A 16721-nucleotide genomic window follows, 5' to 3' on the forward strand; every position below is an offset into this window, starting at 1 on the left:
GCCGGTAGCCGGTCAGCCGGTCAGCCGAAGGTCCAGTCCAGGTGGGCCAGGCCCGCCTCGAAGTAGCGCCGGTCGGTGCTCAGGCCGTGGACCAGGTCCTCCAGCAGCGAGCAGCGGGCGTAGAACAGCACGCGGGCGTGCTCCGGGGCCGGGCCGCCGTAGGACTCCAGGATCCGGGCGTAGGTGGCCGGCCCCAGGTCGCGCCAGAGCAGCGCGAAGTCGCGGGCCGGGTCGGTCAGCGCGGCGTCGCCCCAGTCGATCACGCCGCTGATCGACCCGTGCTCCACCAGCAGGTGCTCGGCGCCCAGGTCGTTGTGGCAGAACACCACCGCCTCGCCGGCCGGTGGCGGAGCGGTCCCCAGGAACTCCTCGACCCTCGCGCGGGCACGGGCGGGCAACTCCGGGGCGACCTCGGCGAAGCTCTCCTCCGCCTCCTCCAGCAGGCCGCTCAGCGGGTAGTCGTCGCGCTCGGCCCCGATGAGCGCGCCGTGGATCGCCGTCAGGAACCCGCCCAGCGCGGGCGCCAGCCGTACCGGATCGACGGCCGGGCCGTCGATCAGCGGCACGCCGGGCAGCTTGCGGTAGGCCAGCACCCCGGCCTCCGGGTCGGCGTGGACCGGGACGGGCACCGGCAGCGGCGAGACCTCGGCCACCGCGCGCAGGATCGCCACCTCGGCGGGGTTGACCGCGCCCTTGCCCACCCGCACCACGTACTCGCCGTTGATCTCCCAGGCGACGTTGTCCACGCCCTCGCCGAGCCGGACGCGGCTGTGCTCCACGATGCCGGGGATCATGCGGGGACCAGCTCCGCGAGGGCGGAGCCGGCCAGGTCGAAGCCGCCCACGGTGGCCAGGTAGGGACCGACGGTGAACGGGTCGCCCAGGTAGCGGCCGCCCGCGCGGCGCACGAGCAACGCGCCCGCCGCCACGTCCCACGGGCTCGCGCCGAGCCCGAAGCAGGCGTGTGCCCAGCCGGCGGCCACGTGCGCGAGCTTCAGCGCCGCGCTGCCCGGCCGGCGCACCGCGCTGAAGGAGGTGACCAGCCGCCCGAACCGGTGCAGCGCCTCCTCCCCCTGCTGGGCCAGGTCGTAGGCGCTCGGGTAGCTGGTGAGCAGCAACGCCTCCCGGTCGGTGCGCGGCCCCGCGCTGGTCAGCGGGACCCCGTCGCACCGGGCGCCGCCGTCGCCGGCGGTGAAGAGCTGGTCGCGGACCGGGTCGTAGATCGCCCCGGCGACCAGCTCGCCGCCGACGGCCGCACCGATCGAGACGCAGAAGAAGGCCACTCCGGCGGCGAAGTTGGCGGTGCCGTCGATCGGGTCGACGTACCAGGTGACCTCGCCCGAGCCGGGCTGCGTGCCGCCCTCCTCCCCCACGATCACGCTGCCGGGGGCGCGTTTGCCGATCACCGCGCGGATCTGCTCCTCGGCCGCGAGGTCGTGCTCGGTGACGGGATCGTGGAAGTCGGTCTTGGTCGCCACCCGCGCCCCGGTGCGGAACACCTCGCGCAGCCGGGTGCCGGCTCCGGTGGCCGCCTCGACCGCGATGTCCAGAAGATCATCATTCGTCGCCATAATTCCACGGTAGCCGTTTGTCAGGACATTCTGACCCCATTACGCTGATCGCATGACCGCTAACCTGGCCATCGACCTGGACCGCTCCAGCCCGGTACCCCTGTATTTCCAGGTCGCCGAGCAGATCGCCGAAGCCATCCGGCGCGGGGATCTGGCCCCCGGATCGCGCCTCGACAACGAGATCCTGCTCGCCGACCGCCTGGGCCTGTCCAGGCCCACGGTACGGCAGGCGATCCAGTACCTCGTGGACAAGGGCCTACTGGTCCGCAAGCGCGGCGTCGGCACCCAGGTGGTCCACGGCCAGGTCAAGCGCTCGGTCGAGCTCACCAGCCTCTACGACGACCTGCGCCGCGCCGGCCAGGAACCGGCCACCCAGGTGCTCGCCCTCGAACCCCGCCCGGCCGACGAGGAGATCGCCCGCATCCTCGGCGTCGAGACCGGCGTGCAGGTCCTCTACCTGGAGCGGCTGCGCTTCGCCGCCGGCGAGCCGCTCGCCGTGATGCACAACTGGCTGCCCTTCGGCCTGGCCCAGCTCAGCGCCGAGAGCCTGCAGCACCGCGGCCTGTACGAGCTGCTGCGCCAGGCCGGGGTCCGGATGCGCGTGGCCAACCAGCGCGTCGGCGCCCGCGCCGCCACCCAGGCCGAGGCCAAACTCCTCGACGAGCGGCGGGGCGCGCCGCTGCTGACCATGGTCCGCACCACCTACGACGACCAGGGCCGCGCGGTCGAGCACGGCTCGCACATCTACCGCGCCTCCCTCTACTCCCTGGAGGTCACCCTCATCGAGCGCTGACAACGCCTCGACAGGGGCGCTCGGTAGCGTCGCGCGGCGTGAACCTGTCCGATGTCCGCCGCGCCGCCCTGGCCGGGTTGTTGTCGTGCTTTCCCCCGCTGGTCCCGCTGGCGCTCCTGCCGATGGTCGCCCACCTTCCTCAAAAGCACCGCTGAGCCGTACCCCGCGGCCGGGGGCTCACCCGGTCAGCGACAGGGCCGTCTGGGCGGCTTCGCGCAGGTCGGCGTGCAGGCGGGCGTTGTGCTCGCGGTCGGAGCGGACCTCCACGATCCGCACCCCCTCGCCCCGGATCGCCTTGGCCACCTCCGACGGATCCTCCACCAGCGTGTACGGCGTGCCGGTGGCGGCCGCGACGTAGCCGAGGTCCACCCCGTGCGGCGTGCCGAAGACCCGCTCGAACGGGTCACGCAGCGCCGCCTGCGGCAGCAGCGAGAAGATCCCGCCCCCGTCGTTGTTGACCACCACCAGGCACAGGTCGGGCCGCGGCTCGCGCGGTCCGAGGATGAGCCCGTTCTGGTCGTGCAGGAACGACAGGTCGCCCACCAGCGCGTAGGAGGGCCCGTTGTGCGCCAGCGCGGCCCCCATCGCGGTGGAGACGATGCCGTCGATGCCCGAGGCGCCCCGGTTGGCCAGCACCCGCAGCCCGCGCCGGGGCCGCATGACGGTGTCGAGGTCGCGGATCGGCATCGAGGAGGCGGTGAACAGCAGCGACCCGTTCGGCAGCAGCTCGACCAGGTCGCGCGCCAGCCGCGGCTCGCTCATGCCGCTCACGTCCAGGAGCCCGTCGATCGCCGCGCGCACCGCGAGGTCGGCCCGGCGCCAGGAGTTGAGCCACTCGTCGTCGCCCGAGGCGACCGGGATCTCGACCGCCTGCGCCACCTGGGTCGCCGACCGGGTGGGGTCGGGCCAGCGGGTCAGGTCGGTGGCGACCACGATGTGCTCCTCGGCGTGCCGCAGCCACGACAGCAGCGGCCGGGACAGGCCGGGACGGCCGAGCGTGACGACCACGTCGGGCCGGTGCGCTTCGGCGAACTCCGGCGAGCCGAGCAGGAAGTGGTAGGTGGATACGGCGTGGTCGCCGTAGCGGCCGTTGCCGTTCGGCTCGGAGATCACCGGCCAGCCGGCCATGCCCGCCGCGGCGACGTAGCGCCGCACGTTGGCCGCGCCGTCGCCGACCACCAGCACGCCCCGGCGGGTCGGCGGCAGGTGCAGCGCCACGGGCGGCGGGGCGACCCGCGCCCGGATCCAGGGACCGCCGCCGGAGTCGCCGTCGAGCGACTCGCACCAGGTGGTGTCCCCGTCGGGGATCAGCGGCTCGCGGAAGGGCAGGTTCAGGTGGACCGGTCCAGGGTCGGCCGGGCCTGAGGCGCGCTGCCAGGCTCGGCAGGCCAGGGAGCGCCAGTAGGCGGCCTGGCCGGGACGTTCCTCGGGCACGCCGACCTCGAAGAACCAGCGGGCCGCGGTGCCGTACAGCTTGAGCTGGTCGATGGTCTGGTTGGCGCCGGTGCCGCGCAGTTCGGGCGGGCGGTCGGCGGTGAGGACGAGCAGGGGCACGCCCGACTCGCTCGCCTCGATCACCGCGGGGTGGAAGTTGGCGGTCGCGGTGCCGGAGGAGCAGATGAGCGCGACCGGCTTCTCCGAGCGGCGGGCCAGGCCCAGCGCCAGGTGGGAGGCCGAGCGCTCGTCGATGCGCACGTGCAGCCGGATGCGGGAGTCGGCGTGGGCGGCCAGGGCGAGGGGGGCCGAGCGGGAGCCGGGGGCGAGCACGACCTCGCTCAGGCCGCAGCGGACGAACTCGTCGATCAGCACCGTGGCCAGCGCGATGGCGGGATTCACAGCTCAGCCTCCTGCAGGCGGCGCAACCAGGCCGGGGAGTCGATCTCGACGGCGGCGAGGCGCTCGGGGTCGACCTCCACGCTGCGCACCTCAAGCATCCCATCGACCGGGATAAGGGGATTTTTCGTGACATCGCCGGTCAGCAGGCTCATGGTGCCCAGCCCGCACGCGTACGGCAGCTCCGGCAACGCCGCCGCCAGCGCCAGCCCGGCGGCCAGCCCGACCGAGGTCTCGACCGCGCTGGAGACCACCGCGGGCAGCCCGCACGCCTCCACCACGCGCAGCGCGTTGCGCACCCCGCCCAGCGGCTGCACCTTCACCACGGCGATGTCGGCGGCCTCGGCCGCCCGCACCTTCAACGGGTCCTCGGCGCGGCGGATCGACTCGTCGGCGGCGATCGGCACCCGCACCGCCCGGCGCACGCGCGCCAGCTCCTCCAGCGTCGCGCACGGCTGCTCGGCGTACTCCAGCTCGAAGCGGTCGAGCTCCTTGAGGTTGCGGACCGCCTCGTCCACGTCCCAGGCGCCGTTGGCGTCGACGCGCAGCCGGCCGCCCGGGCCCAGGGCGTCGCGCACGGCCTCGACGCGGGCCAGGTCCTCGGCGAAGCTCTGGCCGCGCTCGGCGACCTTGACCTTGGCGGTGCCGCAGCCGGCCTGCCGTACCAGCTCGTGGGCGCGCTCGGGGCCCACGGCGGGCACGGTCGCGTTGACCGGCACCCGCGCGCGCAGCGGCGCGGGCCAGCCGAGCTCGGCGGCCTCACGCGCGCAGGCCAGCCAGCGGGCGCTCTCGCGCGGCCCGTACTCCGGGAACGGGGAGAACTCGCCCCACCCGGCCGCTCCCCTGATCAGCACACCCTCACGGACCGTCTGGCCGCGGAAACGGGTGCTCATGGGGATGCGGAAGACCACGGGGCGTGGTGGGCTGGCGGGCTCGATCACATGACTAACCTTACGGACATGAAGGGGAAGTCAGCGCACCCGGACCGCGCGTTGCGCGCGGTGGTCCTGCCGCCCGGCCCGCGCCTGTTCGAGGCGATCACGCGCGCTCTGGCCGGTGACGGACCCGCCGTGCTGCCCTTGCCGCCCTCCCACGCCGCCGGCGCGCTCGCCGCGCTCGGCCCGACCGAGGTGGAGACCGAGCAGGGCGTACGGCAGGCCGGCGGCGAGGGCGTCCCGGCCGGCGTCGCGGTCGTGATCGCCACCAGCGGCAGCACCGGCCGTCCCAAGGGCGTCCAGCTCAGCGCCACGGCGTTGCGCGCCTCGTCGGCGGCCTCGCTGAGCCGCCTGGAGGCCGCCCCCGGCGAGCGCTGGCTGTGCTGCCTGCCGCCCTCGCACGTGTCGGGCCTGCAGGTGCTGGTCAGGTCGCTGCTCGGCGGCACCGAGCCGATCATCCACGAGCGCTTCGACCCGGCCGCGGTGCTCGCCTCCGGCGCCGCGCACGTCTCGCTCGTCCCGACCCAGCTCCACCGCCTGGTCGAGAGGGGCGCCGACCTGTCGGTCTTCCGGACCATCCTGCTCGGCGGCGCCGCCGCCTCCCCCACGCTCCTGGAGCGGGCGCGCGAGCTCGGCGCCCGGGTGGTCACCACGTACGGCATGAGCGAGACCAGCGGCGGCTGCGTGTACGACGGCCGACCCCTTGACAATGTAGATCTCAAAATCGGCCCCGACGGGCGCATCCTGCTGGCCGGCCCGGTGCTCTTCGCCGGCTACCGCGGCGGCCCCGCCTTCGACGGCGGCTGGTTCACCACCTCCGACCTCGGCGAGCTGTCCGGCGGCCGGCTGCGGGTGCTCGGCCGCGCCGACGACGTCATCAACACCGGCGGCGAGAAGGTGGTCGCCGCCCAGGTCGCCGGCGTGCTCGCCCAGCACCCCGAGGTCGCCGACGTCGCCGTCGTCGGCCGCCCCGACGCCGAGTGGGGCGAGATCGTGGTGGCCGTCGTCGTGCCCCGCACGCCGGCGAACGCGCCGAGCCTCGCCCATTTGCGGGCGTTCGCCAAAGACCGCCTCCCCGCGCACGCCGCACCCCGTGACCTGCGGCTGCTCCCCCGCCTGCCGCTCCTGCCGAACGGCAAGACCGACCTCGAAAGCCTCCGGCATGGAACGCGGGGCCACGGCGATGCGTCATAGTGAGGCAAGCGTCGAAGGAGGATCCTCCATGAAGCAGACCCGCAAGATGTGGGTGTCCGCGGCGGTCGTGGGCGTCGTCGTCGCCGGCGGCCTCTACGTCGCGGCCGCCGCCTCGGCGGGCCGGTTGGAGAAGGTCAGCCAGGAGACCAGAGCGGTGGTCAACAAGATGCCCGAACCCGCGAGCGGACCCGCCGAGGCCCCCGAGCCCGCCGGCACGCCCACCCCCGAGCCCTCCGACATCGTGGTCTCCCACGAGGTCAACGAGAACCCGGGCGACGTGCTCCAGTTCTGGAGCAGCGAGCGCATGGAGGGCGCGGAGCCCATGCCCATGCCGACCGTGGTCCAGCGCCCCTCCGGCGACTGAACGGACCGGACGACACGGCTGGGATCAGAGTGAGATAGCCCACCATTCCGGCCGCTGCCCGCCCCACCAGGGGTTTTTCCCATGCGGCCGGGAACGGGCGGGAACAAAACGCGAAATTCGGCGTTATTGGTACTGGTGCGTTGATGCGGCCACAGCCGCCCCACCCGATGTCAGAACCTGTGCCAGAACTTGCCGACACTCCGCGAGGAGGAGGTGTCCTCATGCCCACAGCCGCCGCGCCCGCGACACCCGCGACGCTCGACCAGCTCCTCACCCGAGGGCGAGCCCAGGGTCACCTGTCCCTTGCCGAGCTGCGCGACGCCTTCGCCGAGGCCGGGATCAGCCCCGCTCAGGGCAGGTCGATCCTGCGTGAGCTGACCGAGTCGGGGGTGAGCCTCGCCGCCGAGGACGAGCCGTCCCTGACCAAGAAGACCCCCGCGCCCCGTAAGAAGGCCACCGCGAAGAAGACTACCGCCACCAAGCCCAAGATCGCCAAAAAGGCCGCGGAAGCGGCCCCGGCCGCCGCCACTCCCGCCTCCGACGAGGACGGCCCGGTGGAGATCTCCCCCGAGGACGTCGAGCTGGAGCAGGAGTCGCTCGACCTGGACGACACCCAGTCGGTGATGGGCGACTCGGTCCACACCTACCTCAAGTCGATCGGCCGCCGCACGCTGCTCACCGCGGCCGAGGAGGTCGAGCTCGCCCGCCGCATCGAGGCCGGCCTGTACGCCGAGTACAAGCTGGAGTCGGAGCCCGGTCTCACCCCGCGCCGGCGCGAGGACCTGGAGTGGGTGGCCGAGGACGGCCGCCGCGCCAAGGACCACATGCTGGAGGCCAACCTCCGCCTGGTGGTCTCGGTGGCCAAGAAGTACACCGACCGCGGCATGGCGCTCCTCGACGTGGTCCAGGAGGGCAACCTCGGGCTCATCCGGGCGGTGGAGAAGTTCGACTACACCAAGGGCTTCAAGTTCTCCACCTACGCCATGTGGTGGATCCGGCAGGCCATCCAGCGTGGCTTCGCCGACTCCGCCCGCACCATCCGGCTGCCCGTCCACGTGCTGGAGATGCTCTCCAAGCTGTCGCGCATCGAGCGGGACATGCACCAGCGGCTGGGCCGCGAGCCCACGCCGGAGGAGCTGGCCGTCGAGCTCGACAAGACGCCCGACCAGATCGAGGAGCTGCTGCGCACGGCTCGCCAGCCGATCTCGCTCAACGCGACCATCGGCGAGGACGGCGAGACCACCATCGGCGACCTGATCGAGGACGTCGACTCGCCCGAGGCCTCCGAGATCGTCGACCGGCAGTTGCTGGCCGACCAGCTCAGGGGCGTGCTCGGCAACCTGTCGCAGCGCGAGGCGCGCATCATGGCGCTGCGCTTCGGGCTCATCGACGGCAAGCCGCACACCCTCGACGAGATCGGCAAGCACCTGGGGCTCACCCGGGAGCGGATCCGGCAGCTCGAGAAGGAGTCGCTGTCCAAGCTGCGCCACCCGAGCAACACCCGCCCGCTGCTGGACTGGGCGAGCTGAGCAACAGCCAGACCACTCTGGCCCCCCTTCCGCGGCACCGGGCCAGGCCGGTCCCCGTCACCCCTTGAGCGGCGGACCGGCCACTCGGCGAGGGCCTCCGGGCCCGTCCGCGGAAGCGGCGAAGCCCCGGAACCACCAGGTTCCGGGGCTTCTTCGTATCGGCGAAACGACCTGCGCGGGGTGCCGCACCCTGCGAGGGCACGCACCGCTTCCGGCAGGAAGAAGTCAGCGGACGGCGGGCACCCGCGGGATCCCCCACATGCGGTTCTGCTCGCGCAGCGTGCGCAGCCGGTCCACCTCGGCGGTCCACATGGCGCCCTTGGGCGTCGCCTTGGCCTTGCGCCGCGCGATCCGGTCGTCGTAGCTGCGCACCCCGAAGGTGCTGCGCTGCCCGCTCTCGGCCGCCCGCAGCGCCTCGGTGAGCGCCTTGTCCAGGACCAGCCCGGCCTCCCGCAGCTCCTCCTCGGACGCCTGCGCCGCCTGGAGCTCCCGCACCCGCTGCTCGGCCAGCCGGGCCTTCTCCAGCAGCTCGGGAAGGCTCTTGGAGATCTCCTGGTCCGCGAGGTAGCGGACCTCGGCCTCACGGCTCACACGCGGACGGAAAAACGCCATCGGAACTTCGCTCCCTCTGTCAGCTTGTCGAGGCTAAGCGTAGCCCCACCGCCCCGCGCGCCACGCACCGGACCTCCGGTGGTTCTGTACGGCGCGGCGGCCTTTACAAAGTAAGTCACCAGCGAGCAGGATGATCTCCATGCCTGCCAAACGCCCGCCCGTCCCGCTCTCCCGGGAACGCATCATCGACGCCGCCCTGCACATCGCCGACAGCCAGGGCCTGCGCCGGCTCACCATGCGACGGCTCGGGGACGCCCTGGAGGTCGAGGCCATGGCGATCTACCACCACCTCCCCTGCGGCAAGGAAGCCCTGATGGACGCCCTCGCCGAGCATGTCACCGCCGTCCAGGTTGAACGCGGCACCACCTGGGAGGACACCGCCCGCGCCTGGTGCCGGGCCGGCCGTGAGGCCCTGCGCGACCACCCCGGTGTCCTGGCCCTGGCCCTCACCAAGCCGCCCAAGGGCGCCACCGCGCTGGCCATCCGCGAGCAGATCGACCAGCTCACCGACCTGGGCCTGCCCGACGCCGCCGAGGCCGTCCGCTCGCTCCGCGCCTTCGTGTTCGGGAGTGTCGCGGTGGAGGTGCAGGCCAGCGGCTGGGCCGACCCCGAGGCCGACACCTGGACTCGCCGCGACCCCGGCGCCGACGCCGACTTCGAACGGGGCCTGGACGCCCTCCTCCGCGGCCTCACTTCCTCCTGACCCCACCCTTTCCATCGCCTCACCCGCCGCCCGCCGTACCCAGCCCCACCCTCTGCCACCGGTGAGCAGGGTGAGGGGCCGGGGCGAGCGGGCCGGGGTGAGCGGGCCGGGGCAGGGTGAGCAGCGCCCGTCACCCCGGCGGCGGTCAGGAGGCCGGGCCGCCCTCGCCTCGCCGGCCTTCCGGGCCCAGGTCGTCCCAGCCGGTGGTGGGGCGGCCGGCGCCGAGGTCGTCCCAGCCGTCGGGCAGGACGGCCCGGTCGGGATCGGGCGGCCCGGGACGGGGCCCGTTGAGCCCGTCCGCGTCCGGCACGGCCGACCCGGGAACGTCCGGGTCGGGAAGCCCGGGATCGGGCGCATCGGGATCCGGCAGGTCAGGGTCAGGCAGCCCCGGTTCCGGGACGTCCGGATCCGGCAGACCCGGTTCCGGAGCATCGGGGTCGGGAAGGCCGGGGTCGGGGATGCCCGGCGTTCCGGGGGTGTCCGGAGCGTCCGGCGTGTCGGGAGGCGGGGTGGCGGGGTCGTTGGGGCCGGGCGGCGACCCCGGACCACTGGGCACGTCGGGGTCGGGCAATCCCGGTCCACGGGGCGGCGAGAGCGACGGGTCAGGCGAGCCGGGCGTCTCCGAAGAGCCTCGCGACTCCAAGGACTCAGCCGACGACGGCTCCGAGAGCTCCGGTTCGTGTTCAGGGGTGTGCTGGCTCACGGCCTTCTCCTTCCGGGCGCTCCCCTCTCAGACCAGCCCGCCTACCCCCAGACCCCCCGATAACCCCGCACACCCTCCGGCTTTGCCCGCCGTACACCGAACAAAGACCACCCCCGCACCCCACCCGGAACTGTCGCGAAAAACCGGCGTGTCGGCGTTGGAGCAGGGCCGGAACATGGGCACTCTGTCTCTCAGGTCGCACGCCCTTCCGGCGAACCTCCTCCTTCAACCGTCCTAACGGGCTATGTCGGAATGTGTGATCTGCATCGCACACTTGCTGGGACCGATTGTTCACGAGATTTCGGAGGCACGCCGATGTGCCCGCACGACCCGGCCTGTCCGCCGGCCGACGCACGCGACCGTGAGGCCGCGCGCACCATGGCCTGCCACCCCGAACAGGGGTGGAGCCTGCTCTGCAACGGGGTCGTCCTGTTCGAGGACACCGGTGAACTGTTGCCGAGCGGGGCAGTCATCGCCCCGCACCGGCCCGTGCCAGTCACGGCCTGCTGATCAGCGGGTGTGACCCGCGATCCACTCGGCGACCACTTCGCCCACTTTCACGGGGTTCTTCTTCAGATCGTGGCCCTCCCCCGGCAGGACCACCAGGCACGAGGCGTCCGCGGCGTCCGGCACACCGAACGGGTCCCGGTCGCCGTTGATCACCAGCACGTCGACGCCCGCGTTCCTGAGCTCCTCCGCCCTGGAACGTTCCGGCCTGCCCGGCGGGTGCAGGGGGAAGGCCATGGCCACCACGGCCACCGCCCCCACCTTTCCGGCGGTACGGCAGGCGACCCTAGCGCCGTTGCTCCGCCCGCCCTGCACCAGCGGCAGGTCCGGCCGCTCCTCCCGCAGCCTGGCGACGATCTCCGCCCAGGCCTCGTCCTGCCGGTCCGGCGATCCCGGCGCGCGTGCCCCGGCCAGCCGGAACGGCTGCAGCACCCGCGCCACCACGGCCCCGCCGGCCAGCGCGGCGTCCCGGACGGCCAGCAGGTCGGGCGCGTCCACTCCCCCGGCCGAGCCGTGCGTCAGCACCAGCAGCAGCCGCGCCCGCCCGGCCGGCGTCTCGACCAGCACCCGGGCCGGGCCGCGCGAGGTGTCGAACTCCAGAACCTCAAGGCCCTTCGCGGCCGCGCTCGCCGCGGTCCCGGGCTCGTCTCCGCCGCCCCCCGCGGCACTGATCTCCATGATCTGTCATGGTGGCACAGCCCGCTGCTCCGCCTGCCGTACGGCACGCCTTCCCACCACCGACCCGGGAAGGAGGGACGCCTGCCCCTCAGGAGGGATGCGCCCGCCCGGCCGGTGTGCCAGATTGGCTGCTATGTCTGACACTCCTTCCGAGATCGGCCGGGACTACCGGGCCACCCTCGACGCCCGCCGCGATCTCGGACCGGAATACGAGACCGCGCTGGCGGAGTCCTTCGCCGACCGGCTGGACCAGGTCATCGCCGCCCGGGTGCAGGCCGAGATCCAGGCCGCCGGGCCCTCGGCCAAGAAGCGCGCCAAGACCCAGGCGGAGGTCACCACCACCGTGGCGATCGCCTCGCTGGGTCTCGGCATCCCGCTCACCGCCATCGCGGCGGGGACCGCGGGGCCGCTCGGGCTGCTGATCGCGTGGATCGGCATCGCGGTGGTCAACATCGCCGTAGCCGTCGGCAACCGCCGCTGACCGCCCCCCGGGGGAAGGTGGCCGCAGGACGGCCTGCGCGAGAGGGCGGGGGCCGGCGCGAAACCGGGGCCGGGGAGCGGTCAGGGACGGTCGTGGCGGAGGCGGACCTGGTCGGCCAGTTCGGCGTCCCCGTGCCCCAGCCCGTAAGCCCACACCTGCTCCGCGTCGTCCCCCCGCCCCCGCAACGGCAACGTCCTGGCGAGCAGCTCGATGGCCAGCGAGACGGTCTCCCGGTCCCGCCCCTCCTCCACCGCGACCGCGAAGTGCGCGCAGGCGAGTTCGAGGTGCGCGATCCCGAGCCGGACCCGCACCTGCGCGGCGGCCACCTCGTCGCACACCTCCAGCGTCTCCTCCAGCACCGCCACGGCCTCCTCGGGCTCGCCACGGGCCAGCAGGAGGTCGGCGAGCTGCTGGGCGGCGCTGATCGGGCCACCGGCCGCCAGGGCCCCGCGCAGGTGCGCCTCGGCCTCCTCGTCGCTCTCGGCGAGCCGGGCCAGGGCGAGGTGCGCCACGGGCAGGTAGGCGGCCGTGCCGAGCCCGAGGACGGCCTGCCACGCGCCCCGGGCCTGCTCGTCGAGCCCTTCGCGCTCGAAGCCCTGGGCGAGGTGGCAGGCGGCCTGGGCGGCGTACTCGGGGTGTCCGGTGGCCAGGGCGGAGCGGGCGGCGTTGCGCGCGCCCCGGACATCGCCCTGCTCGTCCAGCACCACGGCGAGCCCGACCGCCGCCTGGGCGCGGTCGGGCGCCTCGGGGTCGGAGGCCAGTCCGGTGAGGATGGCGGCGGCTCCGCCGAGATCGCCTTCCTCGGCCAGCCGCCGGGCGGTGTCGAGGGGTGAGGCGTCGAGCTCCTGGGGGGTCAACGAAACTCCTTCGCGTCTTCACGAGGCTGCCCCCGAGCCTAACGATTCCCGGCGATCACGTCGCGCGACTCGACGCGCGGGGTCTCACCGAGCCCGGCCCGGACGCGAGAGAGCCCGCCCCGGCCGGAGAACGGCCTGAGCGGGCTCCGTCACCCGAGCGGGATCAGTCCTCGTAGGCCTCCAGCGGCGGGCAGGCGCACACCAGGTTGCGGTCGCCGTAGGCCTGGTCGATGCGGCGGACCGGCACCCAGTACTTGTTCTCCCGCAGCGAGCGCACCGGGTAGGCCGCCTCGCTGCGCGAGTACGGGTGGGTCCACTCGTCGGCGGTGACCGACTCGGCGGTGTGCGGGGCGTTGCGCAGCGGGTTGTCGGTGCGGTCGTAGCCGCCGTCGGCCACCCGCGAGATCTCCTGGCGGATGGCGATCATCGCGTCCACGAAGCGGTCGAGCTCGGCGAGGTTCTCGCTCTCGGTCGGCTCGATCATCAGCGTGCCGGCCACCGGGAAGGACATGGTCGGCGCGTGGAAGCCGTAGTCGATGAGGCGCTTGGCCACGTCGTCCACGGTGACGCCGGTCTCCTTGGTGATCTGCCGCAGGTCGACGATGCACTCGTGGGCGACCAGCCCGCCCCGGCCGGTGTAGAGCACCGGGTAGTGCGGGGCCAGCCGGCGGGCGAGGTAGTTGGCCGACAGGATGGCCTGCTCGGTGGCGGCGCGCAGGCCGTCGCCGCCCATCATCCGGACGTAGGCCCAGGAGATCGGCAGGATGCCCGCCGAGCCGTACGGCGCGGCGGAGACGGGACCGACCGCCGAGCCCTCGCGCAGCGGGTGGCCGGGGAGGTAGGCGGCCAGGTGGGCGCGGACGGCGACCGGGCCGACGCCGGGGCCGCCGCCGCCGTGCGGGATGCAGAAGGTCTTGTGCAGGTTGAGGTGGGACACGTCGGCGCCGAACTCGCCCGGCTTGGCGAGGCCGACCAGCGCGTTGAGGTTGGCGCCGTCGACGTAGACCTGGCCGCCGGCCTCGTGGACCTTGGCGCAGACCTCGGTGATGGTCTCCTCGTACACGCCGTGCGTGGACGGGTAGGTCACCATGATCGCGGCCAGCTTGTCCGCGTGCTTGGCGATCTTGGCGTCGAGGTCGGCCAGGTCGACGTTGCCGTCATCGTCGCAGGCGACCACGACGACGCGCATGCCGGCCATGACCGCGCTGGCCGCGTTGGTGCCGTGCGCCGAGGACGGGATGAGGCAGACGTCGCGCTCAGCGTCGCCGTTGGCGCGGTGGTAGGCGCGGATGGCCAACAGGCCGGCGAACTCGCCCTGCGAGCCGGCGTTGGGCTGGATGGAGACGGCGTCGTAGCCGGTCACCTCGGCCAGCCAGCTCTCCAGGGTCTCGATCAGCTCCCGGTAGCCCTCGGACTGCTCCTCGGGGGCGTAGGGGTGGATGCCGGCGAACTCCGGCCAGGTGATCGGCTCCATCTCGGTGGTGGCGTTGAGCTTCATCGTGCACGAGCCCAGCGGGATCATCGAGCGGTCGAGCGCGATGTCCTTGTCCTGGAGCCGGCGCAGGTAGCGCAGCATCGAGGTCTCGGAGCGGTGGGTGTGGAAGACCGGGTGGGTGAGGTAGTCGTCGGTGCGCAGCAGCGCCTCGGGCAGCGCGGTGAGCTCCTCGCCGGCGGCGGGCGCCTCGATCGGCAGGCCGAGCGCGGCGGAGAAGGACTCCAGCACCTTGGCGACCTCGGCCGGGCCGGTCTTCTCGTCGCAGGCGACGGTGACGCGGTCGGCGTCGACCTGCCACAGGTTGACGCCGCGCGAGAGCGCCTCGGCGACGACCGCGGCGGCCTTGCCCGGCACCGAGGCGGTGACGGTGTCGAAGTAGTGCTCGGTCACCGGGACGCCGGCGCCGGACAGCGCGTGGCCGATCGCGGCGGCCTGGGCGTGCACGCGCGAGGCGATCCGGCGCAGCCCCTCGGGGCCGTGGTAGACGGCGTACATGCCGGCGATGACGGCCAGGAGCACCTGCGCGGTGCAGATGTTGCTGGTGGCCTTCTCGCGGCGGATGTGCTGCTCGCGGGTCTGCAGGGCCAGCCGGTAGGCCGGGTCGCCGTCGGTGTCGACCGAGACGCCCACCAGGCGGCCGGGCATCTGCCGCTGCAGGCCCTCGCGCACGGCCATGTAGGCGGCGTGCGGGCCGCCGAAGCCGAACGGCACGCCGAAGCGCTGCGAGGAGCCGATCGCGATGTCGGCGCCGAGCGAGCCGGGCGAGGCGATGAGGGTCAGGGCCAGCAGGTCGGCGGCGGCGACGACCTGCGCGCCGAGCTCGTGGGCCCGCTCGGCCACGGCGCGGAAGTCACGCACGGCGCCGGTGGCGCCGGGGTACTGGACCAGCACGCCGAAGCACTCCGGCAGCTCCTGGTCGAGGCGCTGGAAGACCAGCTCGATGCCGAGCGGCTCGGCGCGGGTGGCCAGCACCGCCTTGGTCTGCGGCAGCACGTCGTTGTCGACCACGAAGACGTTGCTCTTGGCCTTGCCGGCCCGGCGGGCCAGGGTCATCGCCTCGGCGGCGGCCGTCCCCTCGTCCAGCAGGGAGGCGCCCGCGACGTCGAGGCCGGTGAGGTCGGAGACCACGGTCTGGAAGTTGAGCAGCGCCTCGAGGCGGCCCTGCGAGATCTCCGGCTGGTAGGGCGTGTAGGCGGTGTACCAGCCCGGGTTCTCCAGCAGGTTGCGGCGGATGACCGCCGGGGTGACCGTGTCGTAGTAGCCCAGGCCGATCATGCTGGTCAGGACCTGGTTGCGATCGGCCAGGGCGCGCAGTTCGCCGATGACCTCGATCTCGCTCGCCGCGGCGGGCAGCTTGAGCGCGTCCTTGGCCCGGATCGCTTCCGGTACGGCTACCGCGACCAGATCCGCGACGGACTCGAAGCCCACGGCCTCCAGCATGCGCTGCTGCTCGGCGTCGGACGGGCCGATGTGACGGCTGGAGAAAAGCTCAGACATGAAGGGTGCCTCCTGGAGACAGCGCGCAGGCGGGTGCCGAGTCTCCCCCTCTGTCATCGCAACCTGAGAGCTTCACTCCCGAGGGAGCTTTCACCGTCGGTGAGACGCGCCTGGCGGGCGCGCCTGCTTTCCAGAGTCGCCTCGCCCGAGCGGTACCGGGTGCCTGAGAGATTCCGGGGAGGGTTGCTCCTTCGGCGCCCCACAGTTGCTGGGGACTCTCCCGCACGGGGTCGAAAGCTTCGCTGCCCAGATTACCCTCAGCCAATCCTCCGCGCACGTCGGCGCTGCGCGAGTTCGTCAGCCGGGTGGCCGGCCGAGGCGTTGCCGTCCTCGGCCGCCGTGGGTTCCCCCGGCAGCTCCGCGAGCGATCCCTCGACTTCCCGCCACACGCGGCCCAGCGCGATGCCGAACACGCCCTGACCGCCCTGGAGCAGGTCGATGACCTCGTCGGCGGAGGTGCACTCGTAGACGCTCACCCCGTCGCTCATCAGCGTGATCTGGGCCAGGTCGGCCACGCCGCGGTCGCGCAGGTGCTGCACGGCCGTGCGGATCTGCTGGAGCGAGACTCCGGTGTCGAGCAGCCGCTTGACCACCTTGAGCACCAGGATGTCGCGGAAGCTGTACAGGCGCTGGGAGCCCGAGCCGTGCGCGGCTCTTATCGTCGGCTCCACCAGACCCGTGCGCGCCCAGTAGTCGAGCTGCCTGTAGGTGATGCCGGCCGCCGCACAGGCCGTAGGGCCGCGGTAGCCGAGGTTGCCAGGCTGGGAGGCGGGCTCTTGGTCAAAGAGCAGCCCCTGTTCACCGGCACGCTGGCGCGCGTCCTCGCGCCGGGCCGGATCTTCCTGGCCGGCCCTGTTTCCCTCGCCGCTGCTGACCGCCACGCGGACCTCCGGCTTTCTCTCATCCCGCGGCCTGATCTGGGGGTTCTTCGGGCGACCGCGGGTTTCACTTGCACCGTAGGACCGTGACC

The 16721-nt window shown here is 73.2% G+C and carries 17 protein-coding genes and 1 riboswitch; of the genes, 7 read left to right on the forward strand and 10 right to left on the reverse strand.

The features are described from left to right. Nucleotides 1–20: 20 nt before the first annotated feature. Nucleotides 21–794, reverse strand: coding sequence for a phosphotransferase (locus ACIBG7_RS14400; RefSeq protein ID WP_397336453.1), 774 nt, complete (start codon nt 792–794; stop codon nt 21–23). Further along, on the reverse strand, nt 791–1570 hold the full coding sequence (locus ACIBG7_RS14405) for an inositol monophosphatase family protein (protein WP_397336454.1): 780 nt from the start codon (nt 1568–1570) through the stop codon (nt 791–793). The genes ACIBG7_RS14400 and ACIBG7_RS14405 overlap by 4 nt, the downstream gene beginning before the upstream one ends. A gap of 52 nt (nt 1571–1622) precedes the next feature. On the opposite strand from ACIBG7_RS14405, the gene ACIBG7_RS14410 reads away from it, so the two are divergent. Continuing rightward, nucleotides 1623–2363: a GntR family transcriptional regulator gene (locus ACIBG7_RS14410; RefSeq protein ID WP_357930902.1), complete on the forward strand. Its 741-nt coding sequence runs from the start codon at nt 1623–1625 to the stop codon at nt 2361–2363. Between the two features lie 177 nt (nt 2364–2540). Here ACIBG7_RS14410 and menD read toward each other — a convergent pair whose 3' ends face one another. Further along, complete coding sequence (gene menD / locus ACIBG7_RS14415; RefSeq protein WP_357930905.1) at nt 2541–4199, reverse strand: 2-succinyl-5-enolpyruvyl-6-hydroxy-3-cyclohexene-1-carboxylic-acid synthase; 1659 nt, start codon at nt 4197–4199, stop codon at nt 2541–2543. After that, entirely contained in the window at nt 4196–5137 is a 942-nt protein-coding gene (locus ACIBG7_RS14420; RefSeq protein ID WP_357930907.1) for an o-succinylbenzoate synthase, read from the reverse strand. Before ACIBG7_RS14420 ends, menD begins: the two co-directional genes overlap by 4 nt. An 18-nt stretch (nt 5138–5155) precedes the next feature. Between ACIBG7_RS14420 and ACIBG7_RS14425 the strand changes: the two genes are divergently transcribed. The 3 genes from ACIBG7_RS14425 (at nt 5156) to ACIBG7_RS14435 (ending at nt 8218) form a co-directional block, all read left to right on the forward strand. Then, entirely contained in the window at nt 5156–6325 is a 1170-nt protein-coding gene (locus ACIBG7_RS14425; RefSeq protein ID WP_397336456.1) for an AMP-binding protein, read from the forward strand. 28 nt (nt 6326–6353) lie between these two features. Further along, entirely contained in the window at nt 6354–6689 is a 336-nt protein-coding gene (locus tag ACIBG7_RS14430) for a hypothetical protein (protein WP_357930911.1), read from the forward strand. A gap of 221 nt (nt 6690–6910) precedes the next feature. Then, nucleotides 6911–8218 carry a sigma-70 family RNA polymerase sigma factor gene (locus ACIBG7_RS14435; protein WP_397336457.1) on the forward strand — a complete coding sequence of 436 codons (1308 nt, stop codon included), beginning with the start codon at nt 6911–6913 and terminating at the stop codon, nt 8216–8218. A 225-nt stretch (nt 8219–8443) separates the two neighbouring features. Here ACIBG7_RS14435 and ACIBG7_RS14440 read toward each other — a convergent pair whose 3' ends face one another. After that, nucleotides 8444–8809, reverse strand: coding sequence for a hypothetical protein (locus tag ACIBG7_RS14440; protein WP_357930916.1), 366 nt, complete (start codon nt 8807–8809; stop codon nt 8444–8446). 160 nt (nt 8810–8969) lie between these two features. On the opposite strand from ACIBG7_RS14440, the gene ACIBG7_RS14445 reads away from it, so the two are divergent. After that, a complete protein-coding gene (locus ACIBG7_RS14445) occupies nt 8970–9533 on the forward strand; it encodes a TetR/AcrR family transcriptional regulator C-terminal domain-containing protein (protein ID WP_397336458.1) in 564 nt (187 codons plus the stop codon). A gap of 145 nt (nt 9534–9678) precedes the next feature. On the opposite strand, the gene ACIBG7_RS14450 is transcribed toward ACIBG7_RS14445, so the two are convergent. Further along, entirely contained in the window at nt 9679–10104 is a 426-nt protein-coding gene (locus ACIBG7_RS14450) for a hypothetical protein (protein WP_357930922.1), read from the reverse strand. Between the two features lie 447 nt (nt 10105–10551). On the opposite strand from ACIBG7_RS14450, the gene ACIBG7_RS14455 reads away from it, so the two are divergent. Further along, nucleotides 10552–10746 (forward strand): DUF5999 family protein, encoded by a 195-nt coding sequence (locus tag ACIBG7_RS14455; protein ID WP_357930925.1) that lies wholly within the window; start codon nt 10552–10554, stop codon nt 10744–10746. On the opposite strand, the gene ACIBG7_RS14460 is transcribed toward ACIBG7_RS14455, so the two are convergent. Then, nucleotides 10747–11343: an alpha/beta family hydrolase gene (locus tag ACIBG7_RS14460; protein WP_397336699.1), complete on the reverse strand. Its 597-nt coding sequence runs from the start codon at nt 11341–11343 to the stop codon at nt 10747–10749. 211 nt (nt 11344–11554) lie between these two features. Here ACIBG7_RS14460 and ACIBG7_RS14465 point away from each other — a divergent pair, with 211 nt between their 5' ends. Continuing rightward, nucleotides 11555–11902, forward strand: coding sequence for a hypothetical protein (locus ACIBG7_RS14465; RefSeq protein ID WP_357930931.1), 348 nt, complete (start codon nt 11555–11557; stop codon nt 11900–11902). 80 nt (nt 11903–11982) lie between these two features. Here the strand turns inward: ACIBG7_RS14465 and ACIBG7_RS14470 are convergent, their stop codons facing one another. From ACIBG7_RS14470 to ACIBG7_RS14480, 3 genes are all read right to left on the reverse strand, one after another. Further along, complete coding sequence (locus tag ACIBG7_RS14470) at nt 11983–12759, reverse strand: hypothetical protein (protein ID WP_357930934.1); 777 nt, start codon at nt 12757–12759, stop codon at nt 11983–11985. Nucleotides 12760–12922: 163 nt separating this feature from the next. Then, entirely contained in the window at nt 12923–15751 is a 2829-nt protein-coding gene (gene gcvP, locus ACIBG7_RS14475) for an aminomethyl-transferring glycine dehydrogenase (protein ID WP_357930937.1), read from the reverse strand. A gap of 140 nt (nt 15752–15891) precedes the next feature. Further along, a riboswitch (glycine riboswitch) is annotated at nt 15892–15984 on the reverse strand. Between the two features lie 24 nt (nt 15985–16008). Beyond that, nucleotides 16009–16632 (reverse strand): MerR family transcriptional regulator, encoded by a 624-nt coding sequence (locus ACIBG7_RS14480; protein WP_357930940.1) that lies wholly within the window; start codon nt 16630–16632, stop codon nt 16009–16011. Nucleotides 16633–16721 lie beyond the last annotated feature (89 nt).

This window comes from Nonomuraea sp. NPDC050328 (assembly GCF_044459405.1).
GTDB lineage: Bacteria > Actinomycetota > Actinomycetes > Streptosporangiales > Streptosporangiaceae > Nonomuraea.